Source organism: Pseudomonas sp. AK-TSAG1-1, assembly GCF_056821665.1.
This window is the reverse complement of record NZ_CM165965.1, coordinates 4,779,094-4,797,952: the sequence shown is the minus strand read 5'-3', so window position 1 is coordinate 4,797,952 and position 18,859 is coordinate 4,779,094. Positions and strand designations below refer to the sequence as shown.

Below are 18,859 nucleotides of genomic sequence, written 5' to 3'. Positions count from 1 at the left end.
AATTGGCGCAAGCTCAAGGCTGGACACAAATCCCCTGTGGGAGCGGGCTTGCTCGCGAATGCGGTGTGTCAGGCAACATTGATGGCGACTGATACACCGCATTCGCGATCAAGCCCGCTCCCACTTTGGGATCTATGGTTTTGCTGAATTCGGGGCAGGTCAACCCGCCCCTCATCCGGTTAAGCGTAGCTTTCGATCGACGGACAGGCGCACACCAGGTTGCGATCGCCGAACACGTTGTCGACACGGCCGACCGGCGGCCAGTATTTGCCTTCGATCAACGACGCCACTGGATACACCGCTTGCTCGCGGCTGTACGGGTGGGTCCACTCGCCAACCAGTTCTGCTGCGGTGTGCGGGGCGTTCTTCAGCGGGTTGTCGTCCTTGTCCAGGGTGCCGTTTTCCACTGCGCGGATTTCTTCGCGGATGCGGATCATGGCGTCGCAGAAGCGGTCCAGTTCTTCCTTGGATTCACTTTCGGTCGGCTCGATCATCAGCGTGCCCGCTACCGGGAACGACATGGTCGGGGCGTGGAAGCCGAAGTCGATCAGGCGCTTGGCGACGTCATCAACGCTGATGCCGCTGCTGTCTTTCAGCGGACGCAGGTCGAGAATGCATTCGTGCGCCACCAGACCGTTGCTGCCGGTGTACAGCACCGGGTAGTGCTCTTCGAGGCGACGGGAAATGTAGTTGGCGTTGAGGATCGCCAGTTGCGAAGCACGCTTGAGACCCGCCCCACCCATCATGCGAATGTACATCCAGGTGATCGGCAGAATGCTCGCACTGCCGAACGGTGCTGCGCAGACCGCGCCTTCCTTGCGTTCCATCTGGCCGTGGCCTGGCAGGAACGGAGTCAGGTGCGACTTGACGCCAATCGGGCCGACGCCCGGGCCGCCACCGCCGTGTGGAATGCAGAAGGTTTTGTGCAGGTTCAGGTGCGAGACGTCGCCGCCGAACTTGCCTGGTGCACAGAGGCCGACCATCGCGTTCATGTTGGCGCCGTCGATGTACACCTGGCCGCCGTTGTCGTGAATGATCCCGCAGATTTCGCGGATGCCTTCTTCGAACACGCCGTGGGTCGACGGGTAGGTGATCATCAGCGCAGCGAGGTGCTCGCGGTGCTCGATGGCTTTGGCGCGCAGGTCTTCGATGTCGACGTTGCCGCGTGCATCGCACGCGGTCACGACTACGCGCATGCCGGCCATGTTGGCGGTGGCCGGGTTGGTGCCGTGGGCGGACGAGGGGATCAGGCAGATGTCGCGGCGCTCATCGCCACGGCTCTGGTGGTAGGCGCGGATCGCCAGGAGGCCTGCGTATTCACCTTGCGAACCGGCGTTCGGTTGCAACGAGATCGCGTCGTAACCGGTGGCGGCGCAGAGCATCGCTTCCAGTTCGTCGGTCAGTTGCTGGTAACCGGCACTTTGCGCGGCTGGGGCGAACGGGTGCAGGGCGCCGAATTCGGCCCAGGTCACCGGGATCATTTCGCTGGCGGCGTTGAGTTTCATGGTGCACGAGCCCAGCGGGATCATGGTGCGATCCAGGGCCAGGTCCTTGTCCGCCAGCTTGCGCAGGTAGCGCATCAGCTCGGTTTCGGAGTGATAACGGTTGAACACTGGATGGCTGAGGATTGGCGACTGACGTACCAGCGCGGCCGGGATGGTGCTTTGCACCGAGGCGGCCAGTGCGGCGAAGTCCGGCAGGGTCTTGCCGTCGGCGAACAGGCGCCACAGGGTTTCGATGTCAGCCTGAGTGGTGGTTTCGTCCACCGACAGGCCCAGACGCTGAGCGTCGATCACGCGCAGGTTGATCTGCGCAGCGTGCGCCTTGTCGTGCAACGCGGCGGTTTGTGCGCCGGTGGCCACGGTCAGGGTGTCGAAGAAACTGGCTTGTTCGACATTAGCGCCCAGTGCGCTCAGGCCCTTGGCCAGAATCGCGGTCAGGTGATGCACGCGGTTGGCGATCTGCGTCAGGCCTTTCGGGCCGTGGTAGACGGCGTACATGCTGGCGATGTTGGCCAACAGCACCTGTGCCGTGCAGATGTTCGACGTGGCCTTCTCGCGGCGGATGTGTTGCTCGCGGGTCTGCATCGCCAGACGCAGGGCCGGTTTGCCGAAACGGTCAACCGAGACGCCGACCAGACGGCCCGGCATGTCGCGCTTGAACGCATCCTTGGTGGAGAAGTACGCGGCGTGCGGGCCACCGAAGCCCAGCGGCACGCCAAAACGTTGCGCAGAACCGATAGCGACGTCGGCGCCAAACTCGCCCGGGGCGGTCAGCAGCGTCAGGGCCAGCAGGTCGGCAGCCACGGCCACCAGCGCGTTGGCGGCGTGGAAGCGTTCGGTCAGTTCGCGGTAGTCGAACACATCACCGTTGCTGGCCGGGTATTGCAGCAGCGCGCCGAAGAACGGCGTCACGTCGCTCAGTTCACGCTCGTCGCCCACGACCACATCGATACCCAGCGGCTCGGCACGGGTGCGCAGCACGTCGAGGGTTTGCGGATGGCTGTGGATCGAGGCGAAGAACTGGTGGCTGCCCTTGTTCTTGCTCAGGCGTTTGCAGAAGGTCATGGCTTCGGCAGCGGCGGTAGCTTCATCGAGCAGGGAAGCGTTGGCGATCGGCAGGCCGGTGAGGTCGATGATCAGGGTCTGGAAGTTCAGCAGCGCTTCGAGACGGCCCTGGGAAATTTCTGGTTGGTACGGCGTGTAAGCGGTGTACCAGGCCGGGTTTTCCAGCAGGTTGCGCAGGATCGGTGATGGCGTGTGGCAGTTGTAGTAGCCCTGGCCGATGTAGGTCTTGAACAGCTGGTTTTTGCCGGCGATCGATTTGATCATCGCCAGGGCGTCGGCTTCACTCAGGCCATCGTCCATGCCGAGCACGCTGGTGCCCTTGATGCTTTCCGGGATGACGCTGGCGCTCAGGGCTTCGAGCGAGTCGAAGCCGAGGCTGTTGAGCATGGCCTGCTCGTCACCGGCGCGCGGGCCGATATGACGGGCGATGAATTCGTTGGCGGTGCCGAGGTTTACTTGGGTCATGGCGCTACTCCTCAGGCTTCGGCTTGGGCTTTGATCAGACGGTCGTACGCATCCTGATCCAGCAGTTTCGCCACGGCCGATGCGTCGCTTGGTTTGAAACGGAAGAACCAGCCTTCGCCCAGCGGATCTTCGTTGACCAGTTCTGGAGCGTCTTCCAGCGCCGGGTTGACTTCCAGCACGTCGCCATCAAGGGGCATGTACACGCCGCTGGCGGCTTTCACCGATTCCACGGTGGCGGCTTCAGCGCCTTTTTCGTATGCCTGCAGCTCAGGCAGTTGCACGAACACCACGTCGCCCAGGGCGTTCTGCGCGAAAGCGGTGATGCCGACAGTAACGCTACCGTCAGCTTCGGTGCGCAGCCATTCGTGATCTTCAGTAAAACGCAACTCGCTCATGGAAACTCCTAAGGGGGCCAGACTCGTCTGGTGGACGCGGTGGAAGGCTGGGGCGGTAATGCCCTGATTTTATGAGCGGTTACTTAGCAAGAACGCGGCCATCTTAAATTTATCTTTATAAAACAATGAGTTATTGGATTTCGCTGAGAACGGAGGGACGAGGCGTGTAGCGAAATCGCTACAGATCAGGGCAGGTAAAAAAGCTGAAGCGGATCAAAGCCTTGCACAGCGGTCGCTGAAGGAGGGTGTATCGATATCGTTCCGCTGTAGCGCTTTCAGTACAGATGGAGGTCGTTTTTGAACGGATTTCGAATCCGCCACATACCCTGTGGGAGCGGGCTTGCTCGCGAATGCGGTGTGTCAGTCACCATAAATACTGGCTGACCCGACGCCTTCGCGAGCAAGCCCGCTCCCACATTTTTGACCGGTTCAGGGCTTGTTGGGGATGCCGTATTTGCGTAGCCGATGCGCAATCGCCGTGTGCGACGTCTGCAGGCGGCTCGCCAGTTGGCGGGTCGAGGGGTAGCTGACGTAGAGTTTTTCCAGCAGCGATCGCTCAAACGCTTCCACAGCTTGTTCGAGGCTGTCGACGTCGCTGTCGGTTTGCCTTGCGACCGAGGTGCCGGCGATGTCGAGATCGCCGATATCCACCAGGCTGCTTTCGCAAATCGCGGCGGCGCGGAAGATCACGTTCTGCAATTGCCGCACGTTGCCCGGCCAGCGGTTGCCAAGCAACGCCGGATAGGTGCCGGGGGCGAGGCGGCAAACCGGACGCTGAATCTGCGCACAGGCTTGCTGCATGAAGTAGCGCGCCAACAGCAGAATGTCCTGACCGCGTTCGCGCAGCGGCGGCACTTCAACGTTGAGCACGTTGAGGCGATAGAACAGGTCTTCGCGGAACAGGCCTTCGCTGACCATTTTTTCCAGATCGCGGTGGGTCGCGCTGAGAATGCGCACATTGACCTTGACCTCACGATCACCGCCAACGCGGCGGAAGCTGCCGTCGTTCAAGAAACGCAGCAATTTCGCCTGCAAGTACGGTGACATTTCGCCGATCTCATCGAGAAACACCGTGCCTTGGTTAGCCAGTTCCATCAGCCCCGGTTTACCACCGCGCGCCGCGCCGGTGAAGGCGCCTGGGGCGTAGCCGAACAGTTCGCTTTCGGCGAGGTTCTCCGGCAGCGCTGCGCAGTTCAATGCCAGAAAAGGCGCGCTGTGCCGCGCACTGATCGCGTGGCAGGCACGGGCGACCAGTTCTTTACCGGTGCCGGTTTCACCTTGAATCAACAGCGGCGCATCCAGGGCGGCAACGCGTTGAGCGCGCGCCTTGAGGGTGCGGATCGCCGGGGACTCGCCCAGTAACGCATCGAAACCTTCGGCATGGTCGTGGTGCAGTGCGGAAAGTTGTTCGCCGATGCGGTTCGGCTGATAGAGGGTCAGCAGCGCGCCGGCGTCGGTGATCGGTGTGGCGTCGAGCAACAGAGTCTGGCCGTTGACGGTGATTTCCCGCAGCGGCAGACGGAAACCTTGTTCGAGCAGGGTTTCCAGCAGGCCAGGATCGTTGAACAGTTCCGCGACACTCTCACCGGCCGGTTCGCGGCCGTACAACGCGATCAGCGCCGGGTTCGCCAGCAATACTTTCCCGGCGCTGTCGAGGGCGAGTACCGGGTCGGTCATCGCTGCCAGCAACGCATCAAGCTGCAAGTGCCGACGCTGGCCGGGGAGGATGTCGACCACGGTCACCGCCTCCACACCGAGCACCCGAAACAGCGCATCTTTGAGTTCTTCGAGCACTTGCGGGCTCAAGGTCGGCGCGTCGATGTAGACGTTGGGCGGAATCATCTCCACCGCATCCAGATTGAGATTACGCCCACCGAGGATAGCCAGGACTTCCTGGGTGATGCCGACGCGGTCGATGAAGCTGACGTGGATACGCATGGGGCGGTTCAGTGTTCTGCAGTGCGGAGGGTGGCAAGTATGCCTTGGGGCGGGGCAATGGTGAAATGTATGGCGCTTTTCAGCGCTACACAGATCTCTTGTGGGAGCGGGCTTGCTCGCGAAGGCGTCAGGTCAGACAGCATTTATGGTGACTGACCTGACGCCTTCGCGAGCAAGCCCGCTCCCACAGGGGGGGAGTGTGCTGTGTTCGGGTTATTCGAAGTGTTCGATGTTCACCGGGTCGCCGGATTTCATATTCAACTGCACACGGATGTCTTCAAACATCAGATCGTAATGCTTGTGCACCGAGCCGATCTGGCTGTGCGTCCTGGGAATCCCGTACTTCTCGGCGATTCGTGTCACGTTGTTGGCAAAGTTGTACGCCTCCTCCTTGGGCAGGAAGAAGGTCTCTTTCATGTCCTTGCCCTGGATGCTGCCGTGCAGGGTGAACTGGATGCCTTTGCCTTTTCCAGGATCGGTGAATAACTCATAGTCGAGGTGCACGTTGTAGCTGACGTCATCCGGCGTCAACGCATGCCGCTCAATATGCAAATGACCGGGTTCGAATTGGGCCATGGGTTTCTCCTTTCAAGGCATGGGAGAAGGGCAGACCCTGAGCCTGCCCCCGCAGTTTCTAATTATCGATAGCTGATGCCGGGCTTCGCGGTGGTCACGCGAGTACCGGCAGTGCCCTGGACAATCGCTTCGATGTCCGCCAGCGAGCCGATCACCGCGACCTTGCCAGTATGGCGCGCGAATTCGCAGGCTGCCTGCACCTTCGGTCCCATGGAGCCGGCGGCAAAGCCCAGGCGTTCGAGTTCGTCCGGATGCGCTTCGGCGATGGCTTTCTGCGTCGGTTTGCCGTAGTCGATGAACGCCGCGTTGACGTCAGTGGCGATCACCAGCAGGTCGGCTTCCAGTTGTTCGGCAAGCAGCGACGAGCACAGATCCTTGTCGATCACCGCCTCGATGCCCTTGAGGTTGCGGTGCTCGTCGTACAGGGTCGGAATCCCGCCGCCGCCGGCGCAGATTACGATGCTGCCCTTGTCCAGCAGCCACTTGATCGGGCGGATTTCGAAGATCCGTTTCGGCCGTGGGCTGGCGACCACACGGCGGAACTTGTCACCGTCCGGGGCGATGGCCCAGCCTTTTTCGGCGGCGAGTTTTTCCGCTTCGGCCTTGTCGTAGACCGGGCCGATCGGTTTGGTCGGGTTCTGGAACGCCGGGTCCTTGGCGTCGACTTCAACCTGGGTCAGCAGAGTGGCGAACGGCACCTCGAAGTCCAGCAGGTTGCCCAGTTCCTGTTCGATGATGTAGCCGATCATGCCTTCGGTTTCGGCACCGAGCACGTCCAGCGGGTAAGGGGTGACGGAGGTATACGCCGCCGCCTGCAGCGACAGCAGGCCGACTTGCGGGCCATTGCCGTGGGCGATGACCAGTTGGTTGCCGGGGTGGATCTTGGCGATTTGCTCGGTGGCGATGCGGATGTTGGCGCGCTGATTGTCAGCGGTCATCGGTTCGCCACGGCGGAGCAGGGCGTTGCCGCCCAGAGCTACGACGATACGCATGGTGCATGTCCTTCTAATCAGAGGAGAGGCAAACGACTCGGTCGTACTGCCAGAACCGGGGGCCTTGGTGGGAGGGGGCTTGCTCCCGAAGGCGGTGTGTCAGGCTCCATGAATGTTGCCTGATATGGCCTCTTCGCGAGCAAGCCCGCTCCCACATTTGGATCCGGTTCCTTCAGTGAGTTGTTACAGGTCAGCCAGGGTCGAGACCAGGATCGCCTTGATGGTGTGCATGCGGTTTTCCGCTTGCTCGAAGGCGATGCAGGCTGGCGACTCGAACACGTCGTCGGTCACTTCGATGCCGTTGGCCAGGTGCGGATACTGTTCGGCGATCTGTTTGCCGACCTTGGTATCGCTGTTGTGGAACGCCGGCAGGCAATGCATGAACTTGGTGCGTGGGTTGCCGGTGGCTTTCATCAGTTCTTTGTTGACCTGGTACGGCAGCAGTTGCTGGATACGCTCGGCCCACGCTTCAACCGGTTCGCCCATCGACACCCAGACGTCGGTGTGGATGAAGTCGACGCCTTTGACGGCAGCTTTCGGGTCTTCGGTGAGGGTGATGCGTGCGCCGGATTCTTCCGCGTATTTCTTGCAGCGATCGACCAGATCATCATGCGGCCACAGGGCTTTCGGCGCGCAGATGCGCACGTCCATGCCGAGTTTGGCGCCGACCAGCAGCAGCGAGTTGCCCATGTTGTTGCGCGCATCGCCAAGGTAGGCGTAGCTGATGTCATGGATGGGTTTGTCGGCGTGTTCACGCATGGTCAGCACGTCGGCGATCATTTGTGTCGGGTGATATTCGTCGGTCAGGCCGTTGAACACCGGTACACCGGCGAACTTCGCCAGCTCTTCGACGATTTCCTGTTTGAAGCCACGGTACTCAATGGCGTCGTACATGCGACCCAGCACGCGGGCCGTGTCTTTCATGCTTTCCTTGTGACCGATCTGCGAAGAGTTCGGGTCGATGTAGGTGACGTTGGCGCCTTGGTCATACGCGGCCACTTCGAACGCGCAGCGGGTGCGGGTCGAGGTTTTTTCGAAGATCAGGGCGATGTTGTTGCCCTTGAGGTGTTGCTGCTCGGTGCCGGTGTATTTGGCGCGTTTCAGGTCGCGGGACAGGTCGAGCAGGTAACGCAGCTCACGTGGGGTGTGGTGTTCCAGGCTGAGCAGGTTACGGTTGTGAATGTTGAACGCCATGATGATTCTCCTTGGATTCGGTAATCGGCCCGGCCGCTACGGGGTGGGTGCGGCCGGGGAGATGGTCGTTTAGTAATCGATTGGGTCACGCACGATCGGGCAGGTCATGCAGTGGCCGCCGCCGCGGCCGCGACCGAGCTCGCCGGCGCTGATGGTGATGACTTCCACGCCGGCCTTGCGCAGCAGGGTGTTGGTGTAAGTATTGCGGTCGTAGCCGATGACCACGCCCGGTTCCACGGCCACCACGTTGTTGCCGTCGTCCCATTGTTCGCGTTCGGCGGCGAAGCTGTTGCCACCGGTTTCCACCACGCGCAGCTTTGGCAGGTTGAGGGCTTTGGCCACGGTGTCGAGGAAGGTGCCTTCTTCGCGGCGGATGTCGATGCCGCCTTGTTTGCTTTCGTCAGGGCGCAGGGTGAACGCGACGATCTGGTTCACCACTTCCGGGAAGATCGTCACCAGGTCGCGGTCGCAGAAGCTGAACACGGTGTCCAGGTGCATCGCGGCGCGGGATTTGGGCAGGCCGGCCACGATGACTTTTTCCACGGCCTTGTTCTTGAACAGGTTCAGCGCCAGTTGGCCGATGGCCTGACGGGACGAGCGTTCGCCCATGCCGATCAACACCACGCCATTGCCGATCGGCATCACGTCGCCGCCTTCAAGCGTCGAGCTGCCGTGCTCCTTGTCCGGGTCGCCGTACCAGATCTCGAAATCGGCGTTGGTGAACTGCGGGTGGAATTTGTAGATCGCGGTCGCCAGCAGGGTTTCCTGGCGACGCGCCGGCCAGTACATCGGGTTCAGCGTCACGCCACCGTAGATCCAGCAAGTGGTGTCGCGGGTGAACTGGGTGTTGGGCAGTGGCGGCAGAATGAAGCTGGAGTGGCCGAGGAAGTCGCGGAACATCTGGATGGTCTTGCCACCGAAGCTGTCCGGCAGATCATCGGCGGACACGCCACCGATCAGGAATTCGGCGATGTGCCGTGGCTCAAGGCTTTTCAGCCAGGATTTTACTTCGCTGATCAGGCCCAGGCCCACCGAATCGGCGGTGACCTTGCGCTCAAGAATCCAGTCCAGCGCTTCAGGGATGGCGACGATGTCGGTCAGCAGGTTGTGCATTTCCAGCACGTCGATCCCGCGTTCACGCATCTTGGTGACGAAGTCGAAGTGGTCGCGCTTGGCCTGGGCAACCCACAGCACATCGTCGAACAGCAGTTCATCGCAGTTGTTCGGGGTCAGCCGCTGGTGGGCCAGACCTGGGGAGCAAACCATGACTTTGCGCAGTTTGCCGGCTTCGGAATGGACGCCGTACTTAACTTTTTCCGTGGTCATTGCAGTGATCCTCCAGAGATAAAACTTTGGGCAATTACAGGGTCAGGAAGCCGTCGTAGAGACCGTAGGCCGCCACCAGGGCACCCACGATCACCGCGGCGAAAATCAGCTTCTCGACGTTGGTGAAAACCGCTTGTTTGAGTTCGAGCTTGGCCTTGGCGAACAGGATCGCGCCGGGGGCATACAGCAGGGCCGAGAGCAGCAGGTACTTGACCCCGCCGGCATACAGCAGCCAGATCGCATAGATCAGCGCGATCCCGCCGATGATCAGGTCCTTGCGTCGCTCGGCCGCAAAGCCTTCGTAGGTTTCGCCGCGCACCGCCAGCAGCAGGGCATAGGCCGCCGACCACAGGTATGGCACCAGAATCATCGAGGTGGCGAGGTAGATCAGCGACAGGTAAGTGCTGGCCGAGAACAGGGTGATGATCAGGAAAATCTGCACCATCGCGTTGGTCAGCCACAGGGCGTTGACCGGTACGTGGTTGGCGTTTTCCTTGCGCAGGAACTCCGGCATGGTGTGGTCCTTGGCGGCGGCGAACATGATCTCCGCACACAGCAGCACCCACGACAGCAGCGCGCCCAGCAGCGAGATGATCAGACCGACGCTGATCAGCACGGCACCCCAGTGACCGACCACGTGCTCAAGCACGGCCGCCATCGACGGGTTCTGCAGTTTGGCCAGTTCTGGCTGGGTCATGATGCCCAGCGACAGCACGTTCACCAGCACCAGGAACAGCAGCACGGTGATGAAGCCGATCACAGTGGCCTTGCCGACGTCGGAACGTTTCTCTGCCCGTGCCGAGAAGATGCTCGCGCCTTCGATGCCGATGAACACCCACACGGTGACCAGCATCATGTTGCGCACCTGGTTCATCACGTTGCCCAGATCCGGGTTTTTCACGCCCCAGATGTCAGCGGTGAAGATGTCCAGTTTGAAAGCGAAGATTGCGATCAGCACGAACAGCAGCAGCGGCACGACCTTGGCGACAGTGGTCACAAGGTTGATGAATGCCGCTTCCTTGATCCCGCGCAGCACCAGGAAATGCACGGCCCACAGCAGCACGGAGGCGCCGATCACCGCCGCCACCGTGTTGCCTTCGCCGAACACCGGAAAGAAATAGCCGAGGGTGCTGAACAAGAGAACAAAGTAACCAACGTTGCCCAGCCAGGCACTGATCCAGTAACCCCAGGCGGACGAAAAACCCATGTAGTCGCCGAAACCGGCCTTGGCGTAGGCGTAGACACCGCCATCCAGGTCAGGCTTGCGATTGGCCAGGGTTTGAAAGACAAAAGCGAGGGTGAGCATGCCGACAGCGGTGATGGCCCAACCGATCAGCACCGCGCCGACGTCGGCGCTGGCGGCCATGTTTTGTGGCAAAGAAAATATCCCGCCACCGATCATTGAGCCGACTACCAATGCAACCAGTGCACCTAGTCGTAGTTTTCCGGGAGCTTCAGACATTGCATGACTCCATTGCAGGAGAGAAGAGATCACAGCGTAGTTCTGTTGTCTGTTCAAACAGCTGACTTAGATCAGTTCATGGTCACATTCCATTGTTAATGAATGACTTAGGAAATCACTGATGGCATAAAGCTTTCGTCTGAAAGGCCCGTCCCCAGAGGCTTTCTGGTGGAGTGGTTGGGAATGGCTATTATTACTTTCGAATTATCACGCTAGTTCTTTTTCAGCGTTTGGCAAATTTTCCCCATCTGTTTTCAGTACAGAATTGAATTATCAGGATCAGCGCACAAAACTGTCTTGACGTGCTAGGCGTTAGCGTTATCCGCTATATATAAATGGGCGTTTTTCGGTATTACCTGATAAACGTGATCAGGCTTTATCCGTTTAGTTAATAGTTGTTACAAATAACAACTCACGACGCACTTGAATGGAGACTCAGATGTCGCAACCGACGCAAAAGCTGCGATTAGGCGCGTTGATCGCCCTGGTGGTGGGTTCGATGATTGGCGGGGGGATTTTCTCGCTGCCGCAGAACATGGCGGCCCGTGCCGATGCCGGGGCGATCCTGATCGGTTGGGGCATCACGGCGATCGGCATGTTGACCCTGGCGTTCGTGTTCCAGACTCTCGCCAACCGCAAGCCCGAGCTGGATTCCGGCGTCTACGCCTACGCCAAGGCCGGATTCGGCGACTACATGGGTTTCTCGTCTGCCTGGGGTTACTGGATCAGCGCCTGGCTGGGCAACGTCGGTTACTTCGTTCTGCTGTTCAGCACCCTCGGCTATTTCTTTCCGGTGTTCGGTCAGGGCAACACGCCGATCGCCATCGGCTGCGCGTCGGTGCTGCTGTGGGCCGTGCACTTTCTGGTGATGCGCGGGATCAAGGAGGCGGCGTTCATCAATCAGGTGACCACGGTCGCCAAGATTGTGCCGTTGATCATGTTCATCGTCATCGCGGCAGTGGCGTTCAAGGCCGACATCTTCACCCGTGACATCTGGGGCCACAGCAACCCGAGCTTCGGCGGGGTGATGGATCAGGTGCGCAACATGATGCTGGTGACGGTGTTCGTGTTCATCGGCATCGAGGGCGCCAGTGTGTACTCGGCACGGGCGGAGAAACGCACCGATGTCGGCCGCGCCACGGTGATCGGTTTTATCGGCGTGCTGGCACTGCTGGTGCTGGTCAATGTGTTGTCGCTGGGGATCATGAGTCAGCCGGAACTTGCGAACCTGCAGAACCCGTCGCTGGCGGCGGTGCTGGAACACATCGTCGGGCCGTGGGGCGCATTGCTGATCAGCCTCGGTCTGGCGGTTTCCCTGCTCGGCGCATTGCTGTCGTGGGCGTTGCTGTGCGCCGAAATCCTCTTTGCCACGGCCCGGGACAAGACCATGCCGGCGTTCCTGAAAAAGGAAAACGCCAATCATGTGCCGGTCAATGCGCTGTGGCTGACCAACGTGATGATTCAGATTTTCCTGCTGATCACGCTGTTTTCCGCCGGCACCTACACCAGCCTGATCTACCTGGCCTCGTCGATGATTCTGGTGCCGTACCTGTGGTCGGCAGCGTACGCGGTGCTGCTCAGCGGACGCGGCGAAACCTACGAGCACGCCTCGGCCGAGCGCACCAAGGATCTGCTGATTGGCGGTATCGCCCTGTGTTACGCGGTGTGGCTGTTGTACGCCGGCGGGGTGAAATACCTGCTGCTGTCGGCGCTGCTGTATGCGCCGGGGGTGGTGTTGTTTGCCAAGGCCAAGCATGAGCAGGGCGAGCCGTTGTTCACGCATGTCGAGAAGGTGATCTTCACCTGCGTGATCATCGGCGCCGGGCTGGCGGCGTATGGCTTGTACAGTGGTGTGCTGTCGCTGTGAGGTTGGCGCTGGCGTATCAGCCGCCCTATGACTGGGACGCGATGTCGGGATTTCTCGCCGCGCGGGCGGTGGTCGGGATGGAGACCGTGGTTGATGGCGTTTATTCGCGCAGCATCGGCTTGCGCGGCGTGCACGGCACGGTGTCTGTGTGGGTGGGTGCTGGGGATGCGCTGGACGTCGAGCTGGATTTTGCTGAGCCGGCCGCGGTGCCCGAGATAGTCCTGCGCTTGCGCCGACTGTTTGATCTGGATGCCGACCTTGCGTTGATGCAACGGCATCTGGCCCACGATCCACTGTTGGCGCGGTTGCTCGCCGAGCGCCCGGGGCTGCGCGTGCCGGGTGCGTGGGACGGTCTGGAACTGGCCTTTCGCGCAGTGCTGGGGCAGCAGATTACCGTGGTCGCGGCGATTCGCCTGGCGGGAAAACTGCTCGCGCACCATGGCGCACCATTACGCTCGACAGTGCCGGGTGTGACTCACGTATTTCCCGAGGCGCAGGTGCTGGCTACGGCCGATCTGGCGGCGCTGGGCATGCCGAAAAGTCGTGGGCGGACGCTCTCGGGCGTGGCGCAGGCACTGCTGGAGGATCCGTTGTTGTTCGAGCCGAATCGCGAGGGCGGCATTGCGCGATTGCTCGCGTTGCACGGGATTGGCGAGTGGACGGCGCAGTACATCGCGCTACGCCAGTTGCGCGATATGGATGGGTTTCCCCATGGCGATGTCGGGTTGTTGCGGGCGCTGGAAGTGCTGGAAGGGACTCGACCCACGGCGCGGGCATTGGCTGATCGGGCTGAGGCTTGGCGGCCCTTTCGGGGGTATGCGGCGCAGGTGTTGTGGACGTCTTTGAGCCGGGCTGACTGATCCTGATTTCATGGTGTCAGTTCTGGCCTCTTCGCGAGCAAGCCCGCTCCCACAGGGGAACGCATTTCAAATGTGAGAGCAAGCCCGCTCCCACAGGGGAACGCATTTCAAATGTGGGAGCGAGCCTGCTCGCGAAAGCGGTCAGAAGGTCACCACTGGGCTCGATGCGAACCCAGTTCAGTGGCCGGCAACGCCCACTGCAGCGGCGTCCCGCTGATCTTCACTGGCGCCAGCAAGCGGTGCGCCGGCCCCCACGGTGTCTGTTCCAGCCGCGAGCTTTGATCCTGCGCGTCTTCAGCGCGCAACGCTTCGCTCGACCCCGGCCCCTGCTCGATCAGCAGCTTGGCGGTTCGCGCCAGTGACAAACGCGCCGAGCCACCCCGGCCGTTCTGCAAACGTTGTGTCAAAAGACAGATCGCACTCGCTGCCATCAGATAACCGGTTGCATGGTCTAGCGCCTGCACCGGCAGCGGAGTGGGTTTGTCGGCGTGCTTCCAGCGCTGTCCGGCCTCGGCGATGCCGCTGCTCATCTGCACCAGGCTGTCGAAGCCGCGGCGGTTCTGCCATGGGCCGCTCCAGCCGTAGGCGTTGAGGCAGACGTCGATCAGCCCCGGTGCCAGTTGCCGGCGGCGCTCGCTGCCGAAACCGAGGTGTGTCAGTGCATCGGCACGGTAGCCGTGCAGCAGTATGTCGGCGTCCTTCAACAAATCTTCAAACAGCGCACGATCGGCCGCTTGATGCAGGTCCAGCCGTGCGCAGCGTTTGCCGAGGGTGACTTCCGGCACCACGCCCGGTTCGTTCCAGGTCGGCGGATCGATGCGCAGCACGTCGGCCCCGAGGCCCGCGAGAAAACGGCTGGCGGTGGGGCCGGCGAGCACGCGGGTCAGGTCCAGCACCTTGAGTCCGGCCAGCGGTCGCGCCACCGACCCGGACCACGCTGGCGCAACTTCGTGCTGATCAGCGCTGAAGTGCACCAATGGTTCAGCATTTACCGCCAGCCCCTGCGGATGCTGCTGCCACTGCGCCCAACTGCGCATTTGCGCGGCACAGCCCTTGGCGTCGACCACCGCTTGCTCCAGCTCGGCGCTGCTCCATTGCGCGACTTTCGCTGCCATCGCGGCACGGTCGGCGCAGGCCCCCAGCACGCTTTCGGCGGCGGCGCGGTGATGCGGGGCGTTGGTGTGCAGGCGGATCCAGCCATCCTGGGTGGCGTAGTCGCCGGCGACGGGATCCCACAGCGGCGGCACTTCCCAGCCAATCGGACGCAATGAGGTGGCAAACCAGAACGAGGCCAGACGCCGGTCGACTTCGACGGCGGGCAGGTTCCCTGTCTGTTGCCGGAGCAGTTCGACGACGGCCTGACCGGCAGCGGCGATGCTGGCGCAGGCCAGGTCGGTGACCGCGAACGCCGAGGGCAGGGCGCCACTGGCGGTGAACGGAATCGGCGTGTGAGGCAAGCCGAGCGCGGCTTGAATGGACGTGAGTAAATCAGTCATCGAAGGCCCTCCGGAAGAGAGGACGATGATAGTGCAAAAGAATCCTGAGCCAGATGAAATTCCCGAACAACGAACACGGCCCCTGTGGGAGCGAGCCTGCTCGCGAATGCGCTGTATCAGTCACTGTTAATGGCGCTGACACACCGCGTTCGAGCAGGCTCGCTCCCACAATGGGACGGTGGTGAGGTTCAGACGCGGAACTGATCCATCAGCTTCATCTGCTGGCTCGCCAAGGCATTCAGTTGGCTGCTGATCGCCGCCGACTCGGTGGCTTGCTCGGTCAACGTTTCAGTCACGGTGCGAATCGCCGAGACGTTGCGGTTGACCTCTTCGGCCACGGCGCTCTGTTGCTCGGCGGCGCTGGCGATCTGCAGGTTCATGTCGCTGATCACCGTCACCGCATCGCTGATCTTGCCCAGTGCGTCCACCGCCTGACGGATCTGCCCGGCATTGTTGTGCGCCTGGGTCTGGCTCGAATGCATGGTCGCCACCACGCCACGGGTGCCGGTCTGGATGCGCTCGATCACGATGCGGATTTCTTCCACCGAATCCTGGGTGCGCTTGGCGAGGTTGCGCACTTCATCGGCCACCACCGCGAAACCACGTCCGCTCTCACCGGCCCGGGCCGCTTCGATGGCAGCGTTGAGCGCCAGCAGGTTGGTCTGTTCGGCGATGCTGCGGATCACTTCCAGCACCGAGCCGATCTGCTCGCTGTTGACCGCTAGCGCTTCGACTTCGGTCACGGCTTTGCTGACTTCATCAGCCAGTTGATTGATGTCGCGGGTGCTGCGCTCGATGATCGACATGCCGTCCCTGGCCGACTGATCGGCGCCCTTGGCAGCGTTGGCCGCGTTCGATGCGCTGTTGGCGACATCGTGGGCGGTGGCGCTCATTTCGTTGGAGGCGGTGGCAACCTGGTCGATCTCGCGGAACTGCACCTGCATGCCTTCACTGGTCTGGCGGGCGATTTCCGAAGACTGGTCGGCAGTGCCCCGTGCCTCGGTAATGCTCTGTTTGATCTGGGCGATGGTCGGTTGCAGCTTGTCGAGGAAGCGGTTGAACCAGTTCACCAGCTCGCCCAGTTCATCCTGCTTGCTGTAGTTCAGGCGTTGAGTCAGGTCACCTTCACCGCTGGCGATATTTTTCAACATGTCGGCGACGCTGTTGATCGGCCGGGTCACGCCCGACGCGGTGAGCCAGATCAGCAACAGACCGACCAGTCCCGCCACCACGGCCACCAGCAGCGCGGTGATCAAGCCGGTTTTCTGGGCGTCGTCGAGCACCGCTTGCAGTTTCACCGAGTCGGCCAGCAGCACCTGTTTCGGCAGGTCGATGACCACGCCCCAGGCCCGCGAGTTGCCAATCGGATCGACCGGGTACACGGCACGAATCAGGTCACCCTGTTCAAGGATTTTCGGTGTGCCGCTGCTGACCAGTTGCAGCAGGTCTTTGCCGTCGGCGCCGAGGGTGTCGCTGATCTTTTTGCCGACTTTGGTCGCGTCGGAACTGTCGGCCCCGAGCACACCGCTGCCGGAGACGATCAGCATGTGCCCGGCGTTGTTGAAGAGGTTGCGCTGGGAATCCACGGCCGCCGCTTGCAGGGCATCGAGGGCGATGTCGACGCCGACCACTCCGATGGCCTTGCCGTCGACGATCAGTGGCACCGAAATGGTGGTCATCAACATTTCCTTGGTGCCCACGGTGTCGGCGTACGGGTCGAGCAGGCAGGTGCGCTTGTTGTCGCGAGGGCAGGTGTACCAGCTGTTGTACGGCGTACCGCTGACGCTGAGGGTGGTCTTGGTCATGTCTTCTTCGACCATGATCGTGTTCAGCGCGGAACCGGCAGCGCGGCTCCAGTAGGTCGCAAAACGCCCGGCTTCGTTGGACTGGCGCGCAGCGTCGTTGACGAACTCGCTGTCCTTGCCATCCAGCCCGTTGGGTTCGAAGGCGAGCCAGATGCCGAGCACCTTGTCGTTGCGTTCGAACGCGGTTTTCAGGCTCTGGTTCAACTCCTCACGCAGGGCACCGGCGTCCAGCGAACGCTTGGTGGCCATCGCACGCATGTCCTTGATCTGGTCGGCCAGCGCGGTGATCACCGTCAGGCTTTCGCCAAAGGTCTTCTGCACCCGCACCGCTTGCTCGGCAGCCTTGGCCTGCAACAGGTTCTGCACACTGGCGGTGAGCATCTTGCTGCTGGAGTCGCTGACGAGTTCGTCGTTCTGGTTGGTCTGGTAAATGTTCATGCCGACGATCAGCGCGACCACACCGAGCAGGCACAGACCGGAGAGCAGGACGATTTTCAGGCGAATGGAGAGAGAGTCGAACATGGGGCGATCTCGTGAATGAATGAGCAGGTGGCCCGGGCGGAGTAACCGGTTCGCCAAATCCATTCAGCGCCATTCAATGCTCATCGGCGTCGGACGAGGGCGCATGAGGCGCTGGCCGACGAACGGTCAGCGCTAAACGTTTGCGCAGGGGATTGTGCTGAAAAGGCGATTAATTACAGGGAAGTTTCAGCCTGATGAAAGGCTGATGGTGTTCAGGAAGGGGGCGGCAAGGCTTCCGGGCGCGACCAGATCCACAGATTGCCCAGGGTCATGCCGGCAATCGCCAGGTACACCGGCCAGCCGTGATCGAGCATCACCAACATCAACGTCGCGCACAGCAACATGCTGATTGTGGCGCTGACCTTGGCCTTGCGCGCGATGATCTTGCCGTTGCGCCAGTTGCTCAGGATCGGCCCGAACAGCCGATGGTTTTCCAGCCAGGCACTCAGGCGCGGCGAGCTGCGGGTCGCGGCCCAGGCGGCGAGCAGGATGAACTCGGTGGTCGGCAGGCCGGGCACGACGATGGCAATCAGGCCGATGCCGAGGCTGACGTAGGCCAGGAGGCCGAACAGCAGACGGGCGAGTTTGGAGGAGGCTGGTTGCGGCATGGGTTCAGCGGTGGCTTCTGAAGCGGAATCGGGATCTTACAGGTTGTTGCAGTTCCCATGTGGGAGCGAGCCTGCTCGCGAAAGCGGTGGATCAGTCACATAGATGTTGAATGTGCTGCCGTCTTCGCGAGCAGGCTCGCTCCCACAAGGGATACGTGTTGCTTCAGGCAAGTTCGGCTTCGGTGGCGTAAGCCTGTTCCAGCAGCACGGTGAAGCGGTTGAATGCATCCAGCGCCCCTTGCTCGACTTCGGCTTCCTCTTCGGCCGTGAATGGCAGCGAGTCGAGGGTGCGCACGAAGCTTTTCCAGCCTTCGGCACGACCGCCCTCGGGCTCGCCCAGGTGCCGCGCACCGAAGGTTTCGCTCAGCTCCAGCGCCACGGCACGTTTGATCAGGAACGCTGCGCCGAGTTTCGAACCCTCGGAGACGAAGATCCAGCCCAAGGCACGGGCCTTGCTCGGGTTTTTCAGCGCACCGGCCACCGGTGCCGGGATGTCGGTGTGCAGATCCGCCAGGTCAGCCTTGGCCGCTTCAGCACGGCAACGGGCCGGCAGGTCAGGGACGATGGCGGTCAGTTCGGCGTTGTTGTAGAGATCAACCAGCTCCGATTGGAACAGATATTGCGCGACGACGAAGCGCGCAAAACTGGCACGGGTTTCGAACGGCGCGTGGGCCTTGACCAGTGCGTCGAGCTTGCTGTGCGGCTCGTGGGTGATCTGGTTCAGGCGTTGTGAACGCAGGGCTTTTTCCGAAGTGGTCATGAGATGTCCTTGATAAAAGAGGCGCT

General features: G+C 61.5%; 13 protein-coding genes and 2 pseudogenes. 2 read left to right on the top strand and 13 right to left on the bottom strand.

Going from position 1 to position 18,859, the window contains the following annotated elements; all coding sequences use genetic code 11:
* Positions 1-179 precede the first annotated feature (179 nt).
* The 8 genes from gcvP to arcD (AC1UK9_RS21670) form a co-directional block, all read right to left on the bottom strand.
* Positions 180-3,032, bottom strand: a complete 2,853-nt coding sequence (gene gcvP / locus AC1UK9_RS21705) for an aminomethyl-transferring glycine dehydrogenase (protein WP_482578479.1) — start codon at positions 3,030-3,032, stop codon at positions 180-182.
* An 11-nt stretch (positions 3,033-3,043) separates the two neighbouring features.
* Positions 3,044-3,427 carry a glycine cleavage system protein GcvH gene (gene gcvH, locus AC1UK9_RS21700; RefSeq protein ID WP_025112802.1) on the bottom strand — a complete coding sequence of 128 codons (384 nt, stop codon included), beginning with the start codon at positions 3,425-3,427 and terminating at the stop codon, positions 3,044-3,046.
* A 429-nt stretch (positions 3,428-3,856) separates the two neighbouring features.
* Entirely contained in the window at positions 3,857-5,365 is a 1,509-nt protein-coding gene (locus AC1UK9_RS21695; RefSeq protein ID WP_025112803.1) for a sigma-54-dependent transcriptional regulator, read from the bottom strand.
* Between the two features lie 213 nt (positions 5,366-5,578).
* Positions 5,579-5,941 carry a DUF5064 family protein gene (locus AC1UK9_RS21690; RefSeq protein ID WP_025112804.1) on the bottom strand — a complete coding sequence of 121 codons (363 nt, stop codon included), beginning with the start codon at positions 5,939-5,941 and terminating at the stop codon, positions 5,579-5,581.
* 62 nt (positions 5,942-6,003) lie between these two features.
* Complete coding sequence (arcC, locus tag AC1UK9_RS21685; protein WP_025112805.1) at positions 6,004-6,933, bottom strand: carbamate kinase; 930 nt, start codon at positions 6,931-6,933, stop codon at positions 6,004-6,006.
* A 183-nt stretch (positions 6,934-7,116) separates the two neighbouring features.
* A complete protein-coding gene (locus AC1UK9_RS21680; protein WP_025112806.1) occupies positions 7,117-8,127 on the bottom strand; it encodes an ornithine carbamoyltransferase in 1,011 nt (336 codons plus the stop codon).
* A 69-nt stretch (positions 8,128-8,196) separates the two neighbouring features.
* Positions 8,197-9,453, bottom strand: a complete 1,257-nt coding sequence (gene arcA, locus AC1UK9_RS21675; RefSeq protein WP_025112807.1) for an arginine deiminase — start codon at positions 9,451-9,453, stop codon at positions 8,197-8,199.
* Positions 9,454-9,487: 34 nt separating this feature from the next.
* Positions 9,488-10,915 carry an arginine-ornithine antiporter gene (gene arcD / locus AC1UK9_RS21670; protein ID WP_482578478.1) on the bottom strand — a complete coding sequence of 476 codons (1,428 nt, stop codon included), beginning with the start codon at positions 10,913-10,915 and terminating at the stop codon, positions 9,488-9,490.
* A gap of 439 nt (positions 10,916-11,354) precedes the next feature.
* Here arcD (AC1UK9_RS21670) and arcD (AC1UK9_RS21665) point away from each other — a divergent pair, with 439 nt between their 5' ends.
* Positions 11,355-12,782 carry an arginine-ornithine antiporter gene (arcD, locus tag AC1UK9_RS21665; RefSeq protein WP_025112809.1) on the top strand — a complete coding sequence of 476 codons (1,428 nt, stop codon included), beginning with the start codon at positions 11,355-11,357 and terminating at the stop codon, positions 12,780-12,782.
* Entirely contained in the window at positions 12,779-13,642 is an 864-nt protein-coding gene (locus tag AC1UK9_RS21660) for a DNA-3-methyladenine glycosylase family protein (RefSeq protein ID WP_482578477.1), read from the top strand. The genes arcD (AC1UK9_RS21665) and AC1UK9_RS21660 overlap by 4 nt, the downstream gene beginning before the upstream one ends.
* A 149-nt stretch (positions 13,643-13,791) precedes the next feature.
* Here AC1UK9_RS21660 and AC1UK9_RS21655 read toward each other — a convergent pair whose 3' ends face one another.
* The 5 genes and pseudogenes from AC1UK9_RS21655 to AC1UK9_RS21635 form a co-directional block, all read right to left on the bottom strand.
* Entirely contained in the window at positions 13,792-15,138 is a 1,347-nt protein-coding gene (locus AC1UK9_RS21655; protein ID WP_482578476.1) for a CoA transferase, read from the bottom strand.
* Between the two features lie 188 nt (positions 15,139-15,326).
* Positions 15,327-15,854 (bottom strand): annotated as a pseudogene (locus tag AC1UK9_RS21650) (methyl-accepting chemotaxis protein); the annotation flags it as partial.
* A 378-nt stretch (positions 15,855-16,232) separates the two neighbouring features.
* Positions 16,233-17,192, bottom strand: a pseudogene (locus AC1UK9_RS21645) (methyl-accepting chemotaxis protein); the annotation flags it as partial.
* 485 nt (positions 17,193-17,677) lie between these two features.
* Positions 17,678-18,073 carry a YbaN family protein gene (locus AC1UK9_RS21640; protein WP_473013373.1) on the bottom strand — a complete coding sequence of 132 codons (396 nt, stop codon included), beginning with the start codon at positions 18,071-18,073 and terminating at the stop codon, positions 17,678-17,680.
* Positions 18,074-18,236: 163 nt separating this feature from the next.
* Positions 18,237-18,833, bottom strand: a complete 597-nt coding sequence (locus AC1UK9_RS21635; protein ID WP_482578475.1) for a biliverdin-producing heme oxygenase — start codon at positions 18,831-18,833, stop codon at positions 18,237-18,239.
* Positions 18,834-18,859: the final 26 nt, after the last annotated feature.

Coding starts and splice junctions, on each gene's coding strand:
- AC1UK9_RS21695 (WP_025112803.1), bottom strand. CDS start 5,365: ATGCGTATCCACGTCAGCTTCATCGACCGCGTCGGCATCACCCAGGAA.
- AC1UK9_RS21640 (WP_473013373.1), bottom strand. CDS start 18,073: ATGCCGCAACCAGCCTCCTCCAAACTCGCCCGTCTGCTGTTCGGCCTC.
- arcC (WP_025112805.1), bottom strand. CDS start 6,933: ATGCGTATCGTCGTAGCTCTGGGCGGCAACGCCCTGCTCCGCCGTGGC.
- AC1UK9_RS21680 (WP_025112806.1), bottom strand. CDS start 8,127: ATGGCGTTCAACATTCACAACCGTAACCTGCTCAGCCTGGAACACCAC.
- AC1UK9_RS21655 (WP_482578476.1), bottom strand. CDS start 15,138: ATGACTGATTTACTCACGTCCATTCAAGCCGCGCTCGGCTTGCCTCAC.
- AC1UK9_RS21635 (WP_482578475.1), bottom strand. CDS start 18,833: ATGACCACTTCGGAAAAAGCCCTGCGTTCACAACGCCTGAACCAGATC.
- gcvH (WP_025112802.1), bottom strand. CDS start 3,427: ATGAGCGAGTTGCGTTTTACTGAAGATCACGAATGGCTGCGCACCGAA.
- arcA (WP_025112807.1), bottom strand. CDS start 9,453: ATGACCACGGAAAAAGTTAAGTACGGCGTCCATTCCGAAGCCGGCAAA.
- AC1UK9_RS21690 (WP_025112804.1), bottom strand. CDS start 5,941: ATGGCCCAATTCGAACCCGGTCATTTGCATATTGAGCGGCATGCGTTG.
- arcD (WP_482578478.1), bottom strand. CDS start 10,915: ATGTCTGAAGCTCCCGGAAAACTACGACTAGGTGCACTGGTTGCATTG.
- gcvP (WP_482578479.1), bottom strand. CDS start 3,032: ATGACCCAAGTAAACCTCGGCACCGCCAACGAATTCATCGCCCGTCAT.
- arcD (WP_025112809.1), top strand. CDS start 11,355: ATGTCGCAACCGACGCAAAAGCTGCGATTAGGCGCGTTGATCGCCCTG.